The sequence below is a fragment of the Krasilnikovia sp. MM14-A1004 genome (assembly GCF_047159485.1).
Lineage (GTDB): Bacteria > Actinomycetota > Actinomycetes > Mycobacteriales > Micromonosporaceae > Actinoplanes.
In genome coordinates, this window is sequence record NZ_AP038773.1 from 2,922,940 (window position 1) to 2,939,918 (window position 16,979).

General features: G+C 69.8%; 13 protein-coding genes and 1 pseudogene. 6 read left to right on the forward strand and 8 right to left on the reverse strand.

From position 1 onward, the window contains the following. Positions 1 to 15: 15 nt before the first annotated feature. From ACMCNN_RS13240 to ACMCNN_RS13255, 4 genes are all read right to left on the reverse strand, one after another. Positions 16 to 927 (reverse strand): carbohydrate ABC transporter permease, encoded by a 912-nt coding sequence (locus ACMCNN_RS13240; protein WP_412746496.1) that lies wholly within the window; start codon positions 925 to 927, stop codon positions 16 to 18. After that, complete coding sequence (locus ACMCNN_RS13245; protein ID WP_412747152.1) at positions 924 to 1,865, reverse strand: carbohydrate ABC transporter permease; 942 nt, start codon at positions 1,863 to 1,865, stop codon at positions 924 to 926. The genes ACMCNN_RS13240 and ACMCNN_RS13245 overlap by 4 nt, the downstream gene beginning before the upstream one ends. A 135-nt stretch (positions 1,866 to 2,000) precedes the next feature. Beyond that, positions 2,001 to 3,374: an ABC transporter substrate-binding protein gene (locus ACMCNN_RS13250; RefSeq protein ID WP_412746497.1), complete on the reverse strand. Its 1,374-nt coding sequence runs from the start codon at positions 3,372 to 3,374 to the stop codon at positions 2,001 to 2,003. A gap of 308 nt (positions 3,375 to 3,682) precedes the next feature. Next, positions 3,683 to 5,224: a M4 family metallopeptidase gene (locus tag ACMCNN_RS13255; protein ID WP_412746498.1), complete on the reverse strand. Its 1,542-nt coding sequence runs from the start codon at positions 5,222 to 5,224 to the stop codon at positions 3,683 to 3,685. A 401-nt stretch (positions 5,225 to 5,625) separates the two neighbouring features. Here ACMCNN_RS13255 and ACMCNN_RS13260 point away from each other — a divergent pair, with 401 nt between their 5' ends. The 3 genes from ACMCNN_RS13260 (at position 5,626) to ACMCNN_RS13270 (ending at position 8,518) form a co-directional block, all read left to right on the forward strand. Further along, the gene (locus ACMCNN_RS13260) at positions 5,626 to 6,636 is read left to right on the forward strand and encodes a 3-oxoacyl-ACP synthase III family protein (protein ID WP_412746499.1); all 1,011 of its coding nucleotides are present in this window, start codon (positions 5,626 to 5,628) and stop codon (positions 6,634 to 6,636) included. Positions 6,637 to 6,742: 106 nt separating this feature from the next. Then, positions 6,743 to 7,747 carry an MsnO8 family LLM class oxidoreductase gene (locus ACMCNN_RS13265; RefSeq protein WP_412746500.1) on the forward strand — a complete coding sequence of 335 codons (1,005 nt, stop codon included), beginning with the start codon at positions 6,743 to 6,745 and terminating at the stop codon, positions 7,745 to 7,747. A 54-nt stretch (positions 7,748 to 7,801) separates the two neighbouring features. Further along, positions 7,802 to 8,518 (forward strand): hypothetical protein, encoded by a 717-nt coding sequence (locus ACMCNN_RS13270; protein ID WP_412746501.1) that lies wholly within the window; start codon positions 7,802 to 7,804, stop codon positions 8,516 to 8,518. A 138-nt stretch (positions 8,519 to 8,656) separates the two neighbouring features. On the opposite strand, the gene ACMCNN_RS13275 is transcribed toward ACMCNN_RS13270, so the two are convergent. Further along, positions 8,657 to 10,420, reverse strand: a complete 1,764-nt coding sequence (locus ACMCNN_RS13275; protein ID WP_412746502.1) for a carbohydrate-binding module family 20 domain-containing protein — start codon at positions 10,418 to 10,420, stop codon at positions 8,657 to 8,659. A 312-nt stretch (positions 10,421 to 10,732) separates the two neighbouring features. Further along, entirely contained in the window at positions 10,733 to 11,785 is a 1,053-nt protein-coding gene (locus ACMCNN_RS13280; RefSeq protein WP_412746503.1) for a LacI family DNA-binding transcriptional regulator, read from the reverse strand. Between the two features lie 144 nt (positions 11,786 to 11,929). On the opposite strand from ACMCNN_RS13280, the pseudogene ACMCNN_RS13285 reads away from it, so the two are divergent. The 3 genes and pseudogenes from ACMCNN_RS13285 to ACMCNN_RS13295 all read left to right on the forward strand — a co-directional run. Continuing rightward, positions 11,930 to 12,462: pseudogene (locus ACMCNN_RS13285) on the forward strand (sugar ABC transporter permease); the annotation flags it as partial. A gap of 222 nt (positions 12,463 to 12,684) precedes the next feature. Then, entirely contained in the window at positions 12,685 to 13,068 is a 384-nt protein-coding gene (locus tag ACMCNN_RS13290) for a spore germination protein GerW family protein (RefSeq protein WP_412746504.1), read from the forward strand. Positions 13,069 to 13,173: 105 nt separating this feature from the next. Continuing rightward, complete coding sequence (locus ACMCNN_RS13295) at positions 13,174 to 13,581, forward strand: VOC family protein (RefSeq protein WP_412746505.1); 408 nt, start codon at positions 13,174 to 13,176, stop codon at positions 13,579 to 13,581. Between the two features lie 82 nt (positions 13,582 to 13,663). Here ACMCNN_RS13295 and ACMCNN_RS13300 read toward each other — a convergent pair whose 3' ends face one another. Both ACMCNN_RS13300 and recQ read right to left on the reverse strand, forming a co-directional pair. Further along, positions 13,664 to 14,857, reverse strand: coding sequence for an MFS transporter (locus ACMCNN_RS13300; protein ID WP_412746506.1), 1,194 nt, complete (start codon positions 14,855 to 14,857; stop codon positions 13,664 to 13,666). 162 nt (positions 14,858 to 15,019) lie between these two features. Next, complete coding sequence (recQ, locus tag ACMCNN_RS13305; protein WP_412746507.1) at positions 15,020 to 16,855, reverse strand: DNA helicase RecQ; 1,836 nt, start codon at positions 16,853 to 16,855, stop codon at positions 15,020 to 15,022. Positions 16,856 to 16,979 lie beyond the last annotated feature (124 nt).

The window sequence follows — 16,979 nt, forward strand, 5'->3', positions numbered from 1 at the left end:
ATCTTGTCCGGTGTTTCACCCTTTCACGCTGCCCGCCAGCAGGCCGCGGACGAAGTAGCGCTGCAGCAGCAGGAAGATCGCCACGGGTACGAGGATCGACACGAACGCGCCCGCGGACAGCAGGTGCCAGGCGGTGCCGCGGGTGCCGCTGAGGTTCGCCAGCGCGAGCGTGACCGGCGCGACCTCGGTGCCACCCCCGGCGAACGTCAGCGCGACCAGCAGGTCGTTCCAGACCCACAGGAACTGGAAGATCGCGAACGCCGCCATGGCGGGCAGCATCAGCGGCAGCAGCACGCGGAAGAAGATCGCGACGTGGCCCGCGCCGTCGATCCGGGCCGCCTCCAGCAGCCCCGCCGGCACCTCCCGCATGAAGTTGTGCAGCAGGTAGATGGCCAGCGGCAGCGCGAACGCCGAGTGCGACAGCCACAGCGTCCAGAACGTGTTGTTGATGCCGGTGCCCACGTACAGCTTGAGCAGGGGGATCAGGGCCACCTGAAGGGGCACGACCTGCAACGCGAACACGGCCAGGAACAGCATGTTGCGGCCCGGGAACTTGATCCAGGCGAACGCGTACGCGGCCAGCGCCGCCAGGAACAGCGGGATCAGCACCGACGGGATCGCGATGACGATCGAGTTGACGAAGTAGTCACCCAGCCCGGTACCGGCCTCGGGGTCCAGCACGGCGCGGTAGTTGTCCAGCGTGACCGTGGGGTCGCTGAAGAACGTCCACCAGCCCGTCGTCTTGATCTCCTTCTCCGGCCGGAACGAGGAGACGAACAGCCCGAACGTGGGGATCGTCCACACGAACGCGATGACGACTGCGGCCAGTGAGGCCCACGGGGAGGTGAGCTGTCGCTTCGCGACCGCCGCGGCGGTCGGCTTCTCCGCGCTCAGCGGCGGGACTTGCACGTCGCTCGTCGTGCTCATCGGGACTCCGAGGCTCGCAGGTGCCGGATGTTGTAGACGACGATCGGGATGACCAGCAGGAACAGCAGCACCGCCAGGGCGGCGCCGAGCCCCTGGTTGTCGCTGCGGAAGCTCTGGCTGTAGAACTCGTTGGCGATCACGCTGGTGTCGAACTGGCCGCCGGTCATCGTCCGTACGATGTCGAAGACCTTCAGGGTTCCGATGCCGATCGTGGTGAGCACGACGACGACGGCCGGGCGGATGCTCGGCAGGGTCACGAACCGGAACATGCCCCACGCGCCGACCCCGTCGAGCCGCGCCGCCTCCACGATGTCGTCGGGGATGGCCTTGATGGCGGCCGACAGCACGGTCATCGCGAAGCCGGACTGGATCCAGATCATGACGACGATGAGCAGGAACGTGTTCAGCGGCGAGTCCACCAGCCACTGCTGCGGCTCACCGCCGAGCCAGACGATGATCTGGTTGAGCAGCCCGATCTGCTGCACACCGGGCTGGTTCGGACGGTACGTGTACACGAACCGCCAGATGATCGAGGCGCCGACGAACGAGATCGCCATCGGCAGGAAGATCAGCGCCTTGGCGAACGACTCCAGCCGGGCCTTGTCCACCAGGATCGCGTAGAGCATGCCGATCGCCGTGGCCACGAACGGCGTCACCACCACCCACAGGACGGTGTTGCGCAGCACCACGAGCTGTTCGGAGTCCGTGAAGATCGTCTTGTAGTTGTCGAGGCCGATGAAGTTCACGAGGTGGGCGTCGAAGAACGAATCGTAGATGGTGCGCAGGCCGGGATAGGCCAGGCCGACGCTCAGCATGAGCAGTGCGGGCACCAGGTAGGCGTACGCGACGACCCTGTCGTTGCGCCGCCCGCCGACGCGCCCGGCGACGAAGAGGATCACGCCCATGACCGCCGCGAACATCAGAATCGCGGCGAACATCTGCAAGAACTTCTCCGAGGTGGTCTGCGCCGTGTGGAACACGGAGTTACCTCCCTGGGGATGAACGGGCCGGCCGACGGCGGAGGGTTCCGCCACCGGCCGGCCCGGACGGCACGTCAGGTCATACGGTCGGGCCTACTTCGGCCAGGCCTTCTCGATGTTGTCCACCGTCGTCTTGGTGTCCTGGCCGGTGATCCAGTTCGTCGCCTGCTTCCAGAACGCGTTCGAGCCGATGGCCGCCGGCATCTGGTCGGAGCCGTCGAAGCGGAACACCGCAGCAGGGTCCTGCAGCAGCGTGGCGGCCAGCTTGTCGATCGGGCTGCCCAGCTTGCTGATGTCCAGGCCCTTGTTGGCGCTGACCCAGCCCTGCGAGACAGAGGCCTTCACGTTGGCCCAGGTGTCCGTGGACAGGTACTGCTGGAACGCCTTGACCTCGGGCCGGTCCGCGAACGCCAGGTTGAACTCGCCGCCGCCGAGCAGCGGCTTGCTGCTGGCGTCCTTGCCGGGCAGGTAGAACGCGAAGACGTCGCCGTCCTCGGCCACCTTCTTGTCCTTGGGGAAGTTCGCGGCGTAGAAGCTGGCCTGCCGGTGCATCGCGCACTGGTCGTCCAGGATCGGCAGACCCGCGTCCTGGAAGGTGGTGGTGGCGATGCTCTTGACGTCGCCCAGACCGCCGTTGACGTAGTCCGGGTTCTTCAGGTACTGCCCGACCGCGTCGAGCGCGGCGGTCGACTCCGGACCGTTGAACGGGATCTGGTGCTTTACCCACTTGTCGTACGTCTCCGGCCCGTACAGCCGGAGCATGAAGTCCTCCATCCAGTCGGTGATCGGCCAGCCGGTGGCCTCACCGCTGCTGATGCCGGCGCACCACGGCTTCGGGACCTTCTTGTCCGCGACCATCTTGTCGGTCAGGGCCTTCAGCTCGTCGAGCGTCTTCGGGATCTGGTAGCCGTTGTCCTTGAAGAAGGTGGGGGAGTACCAGACCAGGCTCTTGATGCTGGCCCCGGACGGCGCGGCGTAGAACTTGCCGTTGACCGTGCCGTAGCCCTTCCAGTCCTTGCTCCAGAACTTGTCGACGTTGGCCGAGACCTCCTCGGGCGCCGGTACGGCCTTGCCCGTGGCCACGAGCTGCTGCAACAGGCCCGGCTGCGGCACGATCGCGATGTCGGGCGGATTGCCGGCCTGGGCCCGGACCAGCACCTGGGTCTCGAACGACTTGTCGCCCTCGTATTTGACGGTGACCCCGGTGCAGTTCTCGAATGGCTTGTAGGAATCCTTGTACGCCTGGTCCTCGGGCGTGACGATGCCGGCGAACACCGTGACCGTCTTGCCCTTGAGGTCGCCGTACTTGGTATATGGAGAACAGTCGATTGCCTGGGCCGACGCGCCGGAGCTGCCGCTCTTGGAGTCGTTGCTGCTACCGCACGCGGCCAGGCTGAACGCGAGCCCCACGCCGAGGGTTCCGGCGAGGGCGACCCGGAATGCGGGTCTGGTTGGTTGACCGGACATGCCTCTCCCTATGTTCGCGTTTCGGATGTGACAGCACATGCCCCTTCCCGGGCGCTACCCGGAACTCAGTCAATGCGTGACGGCGGGGTTGCGCAACGATTTCCGGTTGATCGACTGGATAACGATTGGGCCTACGTCGCCGGACCAAAACGTTAAGTTTGTTTACTTATTGCGGTCGACTCCATTGGTCCATGATCGCCCGAGGGGCTCACCCCCGCAGCCGGACGGCGAACCTTCGGCCGGGGGTGTATACGCGAACGGGGCCGCACGCCGTTTCGGCGTGCGGCCCCGGAAGGGCCTGGAGCAGGTCAGCCCACGCTGACCGCCGACCAGGCGGCCGCGGTGGCGCTGTACTGCGCGCTGCCGGTGCCGTACAGGTCGCGGGCGGCGTTCAGGGTGGCGGTGCGGGCCGCCGCGTAGTCGGTGTTCGAGGTCATGTACGTGGTCAGAGCCTTGTAGAAGATCGCCCCGGCGGCGGCGTTGCCGATGCCGGTGACCGTGCCGTTGTTGCAGGTCGGGCTGGTGTACGTGACCCCGCCGACGGTGTGCGTGCCGCTGCCGACCGCCAGCAGGAAGAAGGCGTGGTTGCCGACGCCGGAGGAGTAGTGCACGTCCAGGTTCTTCACCGTGCTGCTCCAGCACTTCGCCGACCGGCTGTCCTTGGACGGGTCGTCCATGTAGCGCAGCGGCTGGTGGCTCAGCGCGATGTTCTCGCCGATCAGGTAGTCACCCGGGTCCTTGGCGTTGTTCGAGTAGAACTCGACAAGCGTGCCGAAGATGTCACTCATCGACTCGTTGAGCCCGCCGGACTCGCCGCTGTACACGAGGCCCGCGGTCCGGGAGGTGACGCCGTGGGTCATCTCGTGGCCCGCCACGTCCAGCGAGGCGAACGGGCCGTACGTGCTGCCGTCGCCGTCGCCGTACGTCATGCAGAAGCAGGTGTCGGACCAGCTGGCGTTGTTGTAGCCGCTGCCGTAGTGCACCCGGTTGTAGCTGCCCTTGCCGTCGCCCGCGATGCCGCGGCGGCCGAAGGTCTCCAGGTAGAAGTCCCAGGTCTCGGCGACGCCGTACTGGGCGTCGACCGCGACGGTCTGGCGGTTCGACAGCGCGCCGGTGCCCCAGGCGTTGTCGGCGTCGGTGAACAGCGTGCCCTTGCCGAAGCGCCGGTTGTTCATGTCCACGGTGTACGTGTCGCCCCGCTCGGGGTCCTTGAGCTGGTACGTGCTGCCGGACTGCGTGGTGTCCAGCGCGACGGAGCCCACGTTGAAGCCGTTGCCGGTGCCGCCGATGGTCTGCTCCTCGGCCCAGCTGTCGACCACCTTGCCGCTGGCGGCGTCGATCAGGGCGTGGAACTGTCCCTTCGCGGTGTCGACCCTGGTGCGCCACACCAGCAGCGGGGTGCCGGGGATCGCGTCGACGGCGAGGGTGGCGGCGCCGTTCGGGGTGCCCTTGAGTGCGGCGGCGGCGGCCCTGTTCGCCGTGGCGGCGCTCAGCTTCGGGGTGGTCGCCAGGGTGAGCGGCGCGGTCTGGCTGCGGGTCACGTCGCGCAGAGCGCCGGTCTCGCTCAGGTGCGCGATGACGTCGCCGCCGATGACCGGCAGTCCGAGGTAGCTGCGGTTGAGGTGAACGTGGCTGGTGCCGTTGGGCTCGACGAGCACCCCGCGCGAGGCGAAGGTGTCGCCCGCACCGGCGGCGAACGCGGTGGCGTGGCCCCGCACGGCGCTGGTGGCGTGGTCGACCGCGAAACTGGGGGTGACCGGTCCGACGGCGGCCTGCGCCGGGGAGGCGACTGCGGCCAGCGCCACGGACGCGGCGAACGTCGTAGCGCTCAGAATGGCTTTGGTGCGCACCGTTGCTCCTCTCCTTCCCGGCCGGGTCGGGCCGGGATGTGAGATAGATTTTCATGAATGCCATTCCGAATGTGAAGAGTTCGCACGTAACAAATATGTGACACATCTGGCATTTACTTCGCTCTACTGAGAGAGCGATGATGCTCGATTGGCTCCCATCAGGTGATATTGCCCGCTGACCATGGGAATCGGCCGTACGTGCCATCAGCCCTGGCCACAACGGACCCTTGCGCGCCGCCCGTTCGCGCCCCCGCCGACGCCTTCGGCCCCTGGTGCGCGCCGGTTCGCGCACGCTCAGACCTTTTTCGCGTATAGCGAGAACGATCTCCGGCGACCAGGCTTCGATAGGCCGCCCCACGTCGGTGGGGCGAAATTGTCGGATTTGCGAAAGGCGGGCAAAAATGACCGAAGGTGGCGTCGGAATCCTCGGTACCGGCTCCTACCTTCCCGACCGCGTGGTCACCAACGAGGAGTTGGCGACGTTCACGCGCGGCGCGGATCCCGCCTGGGTGGTGCGCAAGACCCGGATCGAGGCACGCCGGTTCGCGGCACCGCACGAGGCGACCTCAGACCTGGCGACCGGCGCTGCGCTCGCGGCGCTCGCGGACGCCCACCTGCCGGCCGACCGCGTCGACTACCTGATCGTCGCGACCTCGACCGGTGACTCGCCCCAGCCGCCCACCTCCAACCTCGTGCAGGCCGCGATCGGCGCCACCCGCGCCGCCTGCCTCGACATCAACGTGGTCTGCGCCGGCTTCGTCTTCGGCCTAGCCCTCGCGCGCAGCCTCGTGGTCGCCAACCCGGACGCGGTGGTGCTGGTCGTCGCCGCCGACGTGTACTCACGAATTCTTGACTTCACCGACCGCCGCACCGCCGCGCTGTTCGGCGACGGCGCCGGCGCCGCCGTGGTCGGCGCCGTCGCGGACGGGTACGGACTGCTCGACGTGGAACTGGTCAGCCGCGGCGACGCGCACCGGCTGATCCGCGTCGAGGCCGGTGGCAGCCGGATGCCCGCCTCGCACGAGACCGTGGCCAGCGGCGCGCACTGGTTCCGGATGGACGGCCGCGGCGTGCGGGACTTCGTCGCCGACGGCGTCCCCTCGGTCCTCGCCGACCTGCTCAAACGCGCCGGGCTGACCGCCGAGGACGTGCACCACTTCGTGCCGCACCAGGCCAACGGCGTCATGCTCGACGAGCTGGTCGGCGCCTGCGAGCTGCAGAACGCACGGACCCACCTCGTCCTCGACCGGTACGGCAACACCGGCAGCGCGTCGGTGCCGATCGCCCTGGACGCCGCCGCCCGCGAGGGCGCGCTGCGCGACGGCGACGTGGTATTGCTGGCCGGCTTCGGCGGCGGCATGTCCGTCGGGGCGGCCGTACTGCGCTGGTCGCGTACCCCGCGCCCGGCGTAGCCGGTCCGGGCGCCCGCCTGATCGGCGTAGCCGGTCCGGGCGCCCGCCTGTGCGCTGAAACACCCCGGCCCGGTTCGTGTCGCCGTGCGCCGATAGAGTTCCGTGCATGAGCGTGCCCGGCGCCCGGCGTCTGCCCCCGCTGTCCATGTTGGAGGTCGCACCGGTCGAGCAGGGCCGCTCGGCACGGGAGGCGCTGGCCATCACGGTCGCCACGGTGGCACTCGGCGACCGGCTCGGCCTGCGCCGCGCCTGGTTCGCCGAGCATCACGGCGCCCCGCTGATCAGCAGTGCCGCCCCGGCCGTGCTGGCCGCACACGCCGCCGCGACCACCACCCGGATCCGGGTCGGCTCCGGGGGAGTGCTGCTGCCCAACCACGCGCCGTGGGCCGTGGCCGAGCAGTTCGCCACGCTGGACGCGCTGCACCCCGACCGGATCGACCTGGGCATCGGTAGGGGGCCCGGCACGTTCGACCCGGCGATCGTGGCGGCGCTGCAACGGGGCGCCCCACCCACCACCGACGACAGCTACCGGGCCGGCATCGTCGAACTGCTCGGGCACCTGACCGATCACGGCCCGGCGCCGGTGTTGCCCGAGCAGTCCCCGACCGTCGAGCCCTGGCTGCTGTCGTCGAGTGCTGCGGGCGCCGCGCTGGCCGGGGAGCTGGGGCTGCCGCTGGCGTTCGCCCACCACATCCGGCCGCAGAACACCCTCGAGGCGGTGGACCGCTACCACGCGAGCTTCCGGGCCTCCCGCTGGCGGCAGCGCCCGTACGTGCTCGTCGCGGTCGAGACGACCTGCGCGGACACCGACGACGAGGCGGCCGTGCTGGGGCGGCCGCTGGATCTGGTCCGGGCGGGGCTGTTCGAGGGCCGGGCCGACCAGCCGCTGCTGCCCCCGAGCGCCGCCGCCGAGGTGAAACTGCCCGACGAGGTCGAGCAGCGGCTGGCGGAGTACAACGCCCAGCAGGCACTGGGGGCGCCCACCACGGTCATCGAGCGGCTGGCCGCCGTGGCCGCCGAGACCGGCGCCGACGAGATCATGCTGGCCACCACGATCTACGACCGGGCCGCCCGGCACCGGTGCCTGGAACTGCTGGCCGAGGCCATCTAGTCACGCAGAGCGATCGCCCGATCACTACCTAGCCGGGTCTGCAAAGATGGCCGGATGCTCGTGACCCGACAGGCCTTCCGGGGCGCCGCCGCCACGCTCTGCGCCGCCGCGCTCGTCGCCGGATGCAGCTCCGGCGGCGACGACAAGCCGGCACCCGGTCGTGGCGTCATCAGCGCCGCCACCATGCAAGCCGCCCTGCTGCAGGGCAAGGACGTCGGGCCGACCTGGAAGGCTCCCGACGCCTCCACGGCGCCGCCCCAGCTCGCCAGCCTCTGCGGCGCCGACAACCCCGCCCCGCCGCTGCCGGGCAGCCCCCAGGTGGTCACAGCCCCCCTGGTGGACGAGGGGACGACAGGGGCGCAGACGCTGACCCAGACCGCTCTGGTCTACCCCGACGCCGCGGCCGCCCAGGCCGGGCAGTACGCGCTGAAGGTGGTCGCCGACGCGTGCCCGCCCACGATCGACATGGACGCCCGTGACACCGGCGAGGCACAGGAGCCGGCGTACACGGAGACGGTCCGCACCACCCCGCTGAGCCAGGGCGAATGGTCCGGATTCGTGGTGGTCCGCCACAAGCAGTACGAGCCCAAGCACCCGAGCACCGCCGACACTGCGGTCGCCGTGCTGGTCAAGCGCAACGTGCTGCTGTTCGACTCGTACGCCATCTACCGGCTGAACAACAGCAGCCAGAGCCCGCAGTTCACGTCGGACTGGCAGAAGCTCATCGGTTCGGTCATCTCCCGGGTGGACGGGCAGCCCGCTACCCGCTAACCTTTTCCCAACGCCGTTGCGAGTTCTTCCCCCGTGGAATTCGCAGCGGCGCCTTATTTTGCGGCCATTTCTGTGAGCCTCCCGACATGACGACGGGGCCGATGCATCACGCACCGGCCCCGCCCCGTTCGGCTCAGCTCACCGCCAGGTATCGCTCCACGTCGTCGTGCACGGTGACGACCCAGTGGTGCGGCTGCGGTTGGGGTCGCTCTCCCAAATCACCTGCTCGCCGTTCTTCTTGATGTACTTGTACTGCACCGCCGTGCCGGTCGGCAGGTGGACGGTGCCCCGCCACACCGGGTACGTCGCCGACGACAGCGGCACCGCCCGGGCCGGGTCCCAGTTGCCCAGCGCCGCCGTATCGCCCACCACGAAGACGTTCTGACCCCAGGACGTCGTGGCGTTCACCTCCACGGCCGCGGAACAGAACGCCGCACCGCCGGTACGCGCACCGATGTGCAGCGCCAGCGCCCCGTTCGCGGGCACCGTCGCGGAGAACTGACCGCCGCTGTTCACCTGATACGTGGTCCCGCCGCACGACCCGTTGGTGAAGTCGCCGCTCATCACGTCGCAGTACGTTCCCGCGGGCAGGTTCGTCTGGAAGGTGCGGGTCAGCGGGGATCCGGCGCGGTTGAAGGCGACGAACGCCGCGCTGCCCCGGCCGAACGCGATCTGATTCGAGCCGTTCGACCACCAGGCGGTGACCCCGACACCCGCGGCCGCGTTGCGCAGCCCGACCATGTTCTCCGTGCTGCGCCAGCGGTGCTCGCACACCCAGCCGTTGCCGCAGCTGACGGCGGTGGTGGTGCCGCTGTCGGTGGCGGGCGGCCCGGCCTCCTTGTTGGTGAAGCTGAAGCTCGACATCACCTGCGGCGTCCCGTACGGCCAGGCGATCATGAACGCCTCGGCCAGCGCGTACGACGTGCCGTCCTTGTAGGTGAGCTTGGCGCCGCCGTTGCGCTGGGTGTCGTGGTTGTCGACGAACGCGATCGCGTCGTCCGTGCCCACCCGCATGGAACCGGCCAGGTTGTTCAGGTTCGACAGACTGCCGTCGCGGAACGCGGAGCCGACCACGTCGCCGTACCGGAACTCGGTGACGTCGCCGATCCCTGTGTACTCCTCGGGCGTGGGCCCGCCCGCGTCACCCTCGATGGTCTCGGAGTACACGTACGGGTCGCCGTTGACCGGGTCGACGATCGCGGCCAGGTCACCCGCCGGGATGTGCTTGGCGGCGTCGATCCGGAACCCGTCCACGTGCAGCGACACCAGGTCGTTGAGGTACGCGGTCAGCTTGCTCCGTACGGTCGACGACTCGGTCTTGAGGTCGGACAGGTCGTCGAGCTCGCAGTTCTGCACCTCCCACTTGTCCTTGTAGTTCTTGATGTCGTCGTTGCCGTTGCGGCCGCAGTGGTGGAAGTCGGCGTCGACGTAGGGCACGGCCGGGTAGCTGTACTGGGTGTAGCTGGAACCCGCGCTGCCCTTGCCGGTGGAGGCGCCACCGGCCATGTGGTTGACCACCGCGTCGACGTAGATCTTCACCCCGGCGTTGTGGCAGATGTCGACCATCTTCCTGAACGCGTCCCGGTCGCCGCGCCGGCTGGTGAGCTGGTAGCTGACCGGCTGATAGTCCTGCCACCAGGGGTAACCCTTGCCGGGCAGCACGACGTGCTCCTGCGGCGGCGAGACCTGCACGGCGCCGAAGCCCTTCGGGCCGAGCACGTCCCTGCACTCGGTGGCGACGTCGGCCCACGGCCACTCGAAGAGATGCACGATGACGTCGTGGGCGCCGGGCGAGGCGGACGAAGCCTCGGCCCGGTCACCCTGGCGGACGGCGCCGACGGTGACCAGCGCCGCCGCGAGGACGGCGGTCGCCGTGGCGGCGACGACCTTTCGGGTACGCATGGGAAGCCTCCAGGACGCGGGAGCGGAGGGGCTGGTGGGAAGGCCCGATGCAACTTCTTGCGCAAGTGTGAGGCAAATTACCACCGTGTTACCAGGTGGTAAAGAGACAGCACTCGATCGGCGGGCGCGCTTTGCCCCGTTCAGTCCTGGCTTGTGTTACAGAAAAGTTCGTTGACCGATGGCGGCGTACCGGCAGAACCCCTGTTCGGTGAGTTGCCCGGCGCTGCCTGCCGCCGCAAAAACTTTCACGGACCACAATGAAACGGCGTTCCCGGCTTGCCGGGAACGCCGTTCACATCGATGACCGCGGGGTTAGGCCGCGGAGAACGACGCCGCGGTCGGGGTGCGCCGTCCGGGGGAGACGGCGGTGGAGCCGCGCACCACCAGCTCCGGGGTGAAGACGTACTCGGATCGCGGGGTGGCGTGCCCGTTGATCTCGTCGACCAGGGCGCGCACCGCGGCGTTGCCCATCGCGGCGACCGGCTGGCGCAGCGTGGTCAGCGGCGGATCGGTGAACGCGATCAGCGGCGAGTCGTCGTAGCCGACCACCGAGACGTCGCGGGGAACGTGCAGGCCGTGGCGCTTGGCGGCGCGGATGGCGCCCAGCGCCATCAGGTCCGAGCCGCACACCAGGCCGGTCACACCGCGCTCCAGCAGGCGGCTGGCGGCCACCTCGCCCCCCTCGACGCCGAACAGGGTCAGCGCGATCAGCTCGTCCAGTTCGCGGTCGGTGGTGCCCAGCTCGCGCGTCATGGCGGCCCGGTAGCCCGCGAGCTTGCGCTGCACCGCCAGGAACCTGTCCGGCCCGGAGATGAAGCCGATCCGCTGGTGGCCGAGCGCCACCAGGTGCGCGACCGCTGCCTCGCCGGCCATCCGGTCGTCGGCCGAGACGAACGGCGCGTCCAGCCCTTCGGCGTACCCGTTGATGAAGACGATCGGCAGCGGGCGCTCGATCAGCTTGGCGTATCGCTCGTGGTCGGCGGAGGTGTCGGCGTGCAGGCCGGCGACGAAGATGATGCCGGAAACCTGCCGGTCCAGCAGCATCTCGACGTATTCGTCCTCGGTGACGCCGCCGGGCGTCTGGGTGCACAGCACCGGCGTGTAGCCGGTCTGCGCCAGCGACGACTCGATCACCTGGGCGAACGCGGGGAAGATCGGGTTGTCGAGCTCCGGCACCACGAGACCGACCAGACCGGCGCTGCGCTTGCGCAGCCGTTCCGGGCGCTCGTACCCGAGCACGTCCAGGGCCGTCAGGACCGCCTGCCGGGTCTCGGCCGAGACGCCGGGCCGGTCGTTGAGGACGCGGGAGACCGTCGCCTCGCTGACTTGGGCTTGGCGGGCGATGTCGGACAATCGTGCGCGCATGGCGACACTGTAACGCTTCAGCAAACTCTTTCTAGTCTTCTGAAAACTCTTCCAATCGCTGAAACAGCTTGCTAACGTCTGCGCACCCTTCAGCGCAACGTCCTGCGTGGACCGCCGCCCGCCAGCCCCTGTGACCCAGGCAAGCTGCTCAGCGACACCGAGTTCCCCCGCTGGTTCGCCAACTCGGTGCTCATCGCCGGGGTGGCGGCCGCCGTGTCGGTGTTCCTGTCGGCGCTGGCCGCGTACGCGTTCAGCCGGATGCGCTTCGCCGGACGCCGGGTCGGGCTGCTGGCGCTGCTGCTGATCCAGGGTTCCCGCAGTTCCTGGCGATCGTGGCGATCTTCCTGATGTTCTCCACGATCACGGACCTGTGGCCCGCGATCGGCTTCAACAGCCCGTGGGGCCTGAACGTGCTCTACCCGGGCGGGGCGCTCGGGGTGAACACCTGGCTGATGAAGGGCTTCTTCGACACGGTGCCGCGCGAACTGGACGAATCGGCCACCATGGACGGTGCCTCGCACGCCCGGGCGTTCTTCCGGATCCTGCTGCCGCTGGTCGCGCCGATCCTCGCGGTGACCGGGCTGCTGGCGTTCATCGGCACGATCAACGAGTTCCTCATCGCGAACGTGTTCCTCACCGACACCCACGCGAAGACGCTCGCGGTGGGAATGTTCGGCACCTCGGGCGCCGTCAAGGGCTGACGCGCTCGAGACCTCCGAGGCCCGCGAATTCCCGTCGCGTTGATCTCAAGTGCTTCTTCGAGGTGCACAGGCCGAATGGCCCGGTCCGGGGGTCCCGCACGCCTCTGGGCGCCTCACGCCGGGCAATTCGACGCTGGGATCGCAGGGGTGCCGGGACGGCGCACCCTCACGGAGCCGCAGAGGAAGGAGAGCAGCGTCATGACCCAGACGACGACCCGGGACGCGGGCGTGCTGGAGACCCTGCGCGAGGTCGTGGATCAGGCCTCGGCCGGACGGGTGTTCGGCGAGCCCATCACCACCGCCGACGGGATGATCGTGCTGCCGGTCGCCCGGGTCGGCGGCGGAGGCGGCGGGGGCGGCGGCACCGGCCCGGCGCAGGACGGCAGGGAGAACAGCGGTGCGGGCGGCGGTTTCAGCATCTCTGCCAAGCCGCTGGGGGTATTCGTGATCCGCGACCGCGGCGTCTCGTGGCGCCCGGCCGTCGATGTAAACAAGATCATCCTCGGTGGTCAGATGGTCGCCGTGACGGCGCTGCTCGTCGCCCGCGCGGTGATCAGGGCCCGCGCCACCCGGCGGCGGTGAACGCCGCGTGATCCATCCGGGTGACCGGCCGCTCGGCGCCCGTTCGTTGTCGGGGGGTGGGTCTAGCCTGCGGGGGCAACGACATCCACGACGAAGGAGGGTCCGATGTCCTCTCGGCTCAACCCCTATCTCACCTTCGCGGGAAATGCCCGCGAGGCGATGGAGTTCTACCACGACGTCTTCGGTGGCAACCTGACCGTCAGCACGTTCGGCGAGTTCGGCTCGCCCGATCCCGCCATCGCCGACAAGGTCATGCACGCCATGCTCGAAACGGACGGCGGCTACACGCTCATGGCCTCGGACACCGCGCCCGGCATGGACTTCAACCCGGGCAACACCATCACCGTCAGCCTCAGCGGCGACGACGAGTCCCTGCGGCGCCACTGGGAGCGGCTGTCCGAGAGCGGCACCGTGGCCATGCCGCTGGAGAAGCAGATGTGGGGCGACGAGTTCGGCATGTGCACCGACCGGTTCGGCGTCGCCTGGATGGTCGACATCAGCCAGCCCGCCTGAACCCCGTCGCGATCGATCCCCGAGCCGACCGTGTGCGCCATCCGGCAGCCTGACCGGGCGCACGCGGCCGGCGCGCCCGACCTCAGGCGGCGACCGGGGACGGTTGTTCCGGGTGCGGGGCCCCATTGCGTGCGGTGCGTTCCAGCCAGCGCCCCACGGGAGCGATCGCGATCGCGCACGCCGTGAACAGGGCCGCGATCACCCACCATCCCCACCCGCCGGTGGAGATGGCCAGGTAGGTGAGCGACGCCGGGCCGACCATCCGCGAGATGCCGCCCACCGAGCGGCTCGCCCCCAGGTACACGCCGCGCTGGTCGGCGGGCGGCACCTCGGTCTGGAGGTACCACTGCGCGGCCGACGCCCACAGCTCCGTCCCGGTCACCAGCAGCACCGAGAGGGCCAGCACCGCGATGGTCGCCCAGCCGCTGGTCCGGCCGCTCAGCGCGATCACCGGGCAGGCCACCGCCGCGGCGAGCGCGGCCCAGCGGAGCAGCCGTAGGGAGCCCGCCGTGCTGTCGGCTCCGCGGGTGGCGCGCACCTGCAACAGCACCGCCAGAACGGTGTTGAACGCCAGTAGCGCCCCCAGCACGGGTTTCGGCGCGTCCGTCCTGGTGACCGCCCAGAGCGGGATGATCTCCGCGAAGATCATGTCCGACAGGGAGATCAGCGCGAAGACCGCCGCCAGCGCCATGTACGGGCGGTCGCGAAGCACCCCCCACGGGCTCGGCCGTGGCCCGTCGTCCCGGCCCGCAGCCGGGGCGATCACCGTGGGCATCCGTGACACGAACGCTGCGTTGACCAGCAGGCCCGCAGCGTTCGCCAGGACCAGCGCCACCAGGCCGGTCCGGGAGTCCAGGGCCAGCGCCGCCGCCCCAAGCCCGGAGCCGACCGTGAAGCCGACGTTGAGATAAGCCCGCGTGAACGCCATCGTGCGTACCCGCGTCTCGACGGGCAGCGCCGCCGCCGTGTAGACCATCCGCCCGCCGTTCGCCAGCAGGTCGGCGACCGTCTCCGCGGTCAGCACGGCGAGAAACGACCAGAATCCGCTGGTCAGCGGGTAGCAGGCGAACGCGGCTGCCCCGCCGAGCGCACCCAGCACCCAGGCCCGCCGCCCGCCGATCCGGTCGGCGAGATGACCCAGCGGCAGCGAACCCACGAGGCTGAGCAGGCCGACCAGGGAGAAGCCGAGGCCGATCTGCACAGGGCTCAGCCCCACGTACCCGGTGAAGAAGACGACGCTGCCGGTCAGGAACGTGCCGCTGCCGACTGCGAACACCGCGGACTGCACCGCGAGAGTCCGCGGTAGCCCCGGCGGCGGCAATATCGTGTCGGCCGGGCTGCGTCGTCGTTCCCCCATTCCGGGCATGAGATCATCCACGCCGCGAGACGGGCAACCGGATTGGACCTGCCTCACATATTCGCGGCCGCCCCGGCCGCCCTACGTCTCGGCCAGCACGTCGAGGACCTGCTGGCCGAACCGGGCCAGTTTGTTCTCGCCCACGCCGCTGACCGTCCCGAGCTGCTCCAGCGTGGTGGGGTGCAGCGCGGCGACGGCCCGCAGGGTGGCGTCGTGGAAGATCACGTACGCGGGCATGCCCTGCTCCTTGGCCACTCCGGCCCGCCAGGCGCGCAGCCGCTCGAACACCGGCTCGGCCTCCTTCGGCAGCTCCGCCGACGCCGTGGTGTCGCGGGTCCGCGACTGCCGGGGTGCCCGCGCCCGCTCGGCCTCGCGGCGCAGCCGTACCGGGTGCGTGCCGCGCAGCACGTCGGCGCTGCCGTCGGTGAGCACCAGCGTCCCGTAGTCACCCTCCACCGCCAGCAGCCCCCGGGCCAGCAATTGGCGGACGACGCCGCGCCACTCCTGCTTGCGCAGCTCCGTGCCGATGCCGAAGACAGACAGTTCCTCGTGGCGGAACTGGGTGACCTTCGCGGTGGTGCGGCCCAGCAGGATGTCGATGGACTGCCCGGCGCCGAACTTCTGGCCGCGCTCGCGCTGCAGGCGCAGCACCGTGGAGAGCAGCTTCTGCGCGGCGACCGTGCCGTCCCAGGACTCCGGCGGCGTGAGGCAGGTGTCGCAGTTGCCGCACGACTCGGGCGCCGACTCACCGAAATACCCCAGCACCTGGCCACGACGGCAGGAGACCGTCTCGCACAGGGCCAGCATGGCGTCCAGGTGCGCGGCGGCGTTGCGGCGGAACGGCAGGTCGCCGTCGGAGGTCTCGATGAGGCGCCGTTGCTGCACCACGTCCTGCAGCCCGTACGCCAGCCAGGCGGTGGAGGGCTGGCCGTCGCGGCCCGCCCGGCCGGTCTCCTGGTAGTAGCCCTCCACCGATTTCGGCAGGTCGAGGTGGGCCACGAACCGGACGTCAGGCTTGTCGATGCCCATCCCGAACGCGATCGTGGCCACCATGACCAGCCCCTCCTCGCGCAGGAAGCGGGACTGGTGCGCGGCGCGGGTGCCCGCGTCGAGCCCGGCGTGGTACGGCAGCGCGGTGATCCCGTTCGCGGTGAGGAACTCGGCCGTCTTCTCGACAGAGGCGCGCGAGAGGCAGTACACGATCCCGGCGTCGCCGGCGTGCTCGGTGCGCAGCAGCTCCAGCAACTGCCGCCGGGGCTCGTTCTTGGCGACGATGCGGTACTGGATGTTGGGCCGGTCGAAGCTGGCGGTGAAGTGCCGGGCGTCGGTGAGCTGCAACCGGGTGGCGATCTCCGTGCGGGTGGCGCTGGTCGCGGTCGCGGTCAGCGCGATCCGCGGCACGTCGGGCCACCGCTCGTGCAGCATCGACAGGCCCAGGTAGTCGGGGCGGAAGTCGTGGCCCCACTGCGACACGCAGTGCGCCTCGTCGATGGCGAACAGCGCGATCCGCCCGGAGTCCAGCAGCCGCTGGGTGGCGGGCACGCCCAGACCCTCGGGGGCCACATACAGCAGGTCCAGCTCGCCCGCGAGGAACTGCCGCTCGACCAGGCGGCGCTGTGACAGGTCCTGCGTCGAGTTGAGGAAGCCCGCCCGCACGCCGAGCGTGCGCAGCGCGTCGACCTGGTCCTGCATCAGCGCGATGAGCGGGGAGATCACCACACCGACACCGTCGCGGACCAGTGCCGGGATCTGGTAACACAGCGACTTGCCGCCGCCGGTCGGCATGAGCACGAGCGCGTCGCCACCAGCGACGACATGGTCGATGATCTCGCGCTGCCGCCCCCGGAACGCCGGGTAGCCGAAGACCTTGGTGAGCACGTCCATGGCGGCATCCGTGCCGACCGGAGCTGACGTCATCAGGCGATCCTAGAGACCCGGTCGGACACCCTGACGCACCCTGTGGACGACGCCCGCCCCGGGCCTGCACCGGCCCGCCGGGCGGGCGCGCCGCGCCGCGCCCAGCCGGAGCCGGGCACGGCGC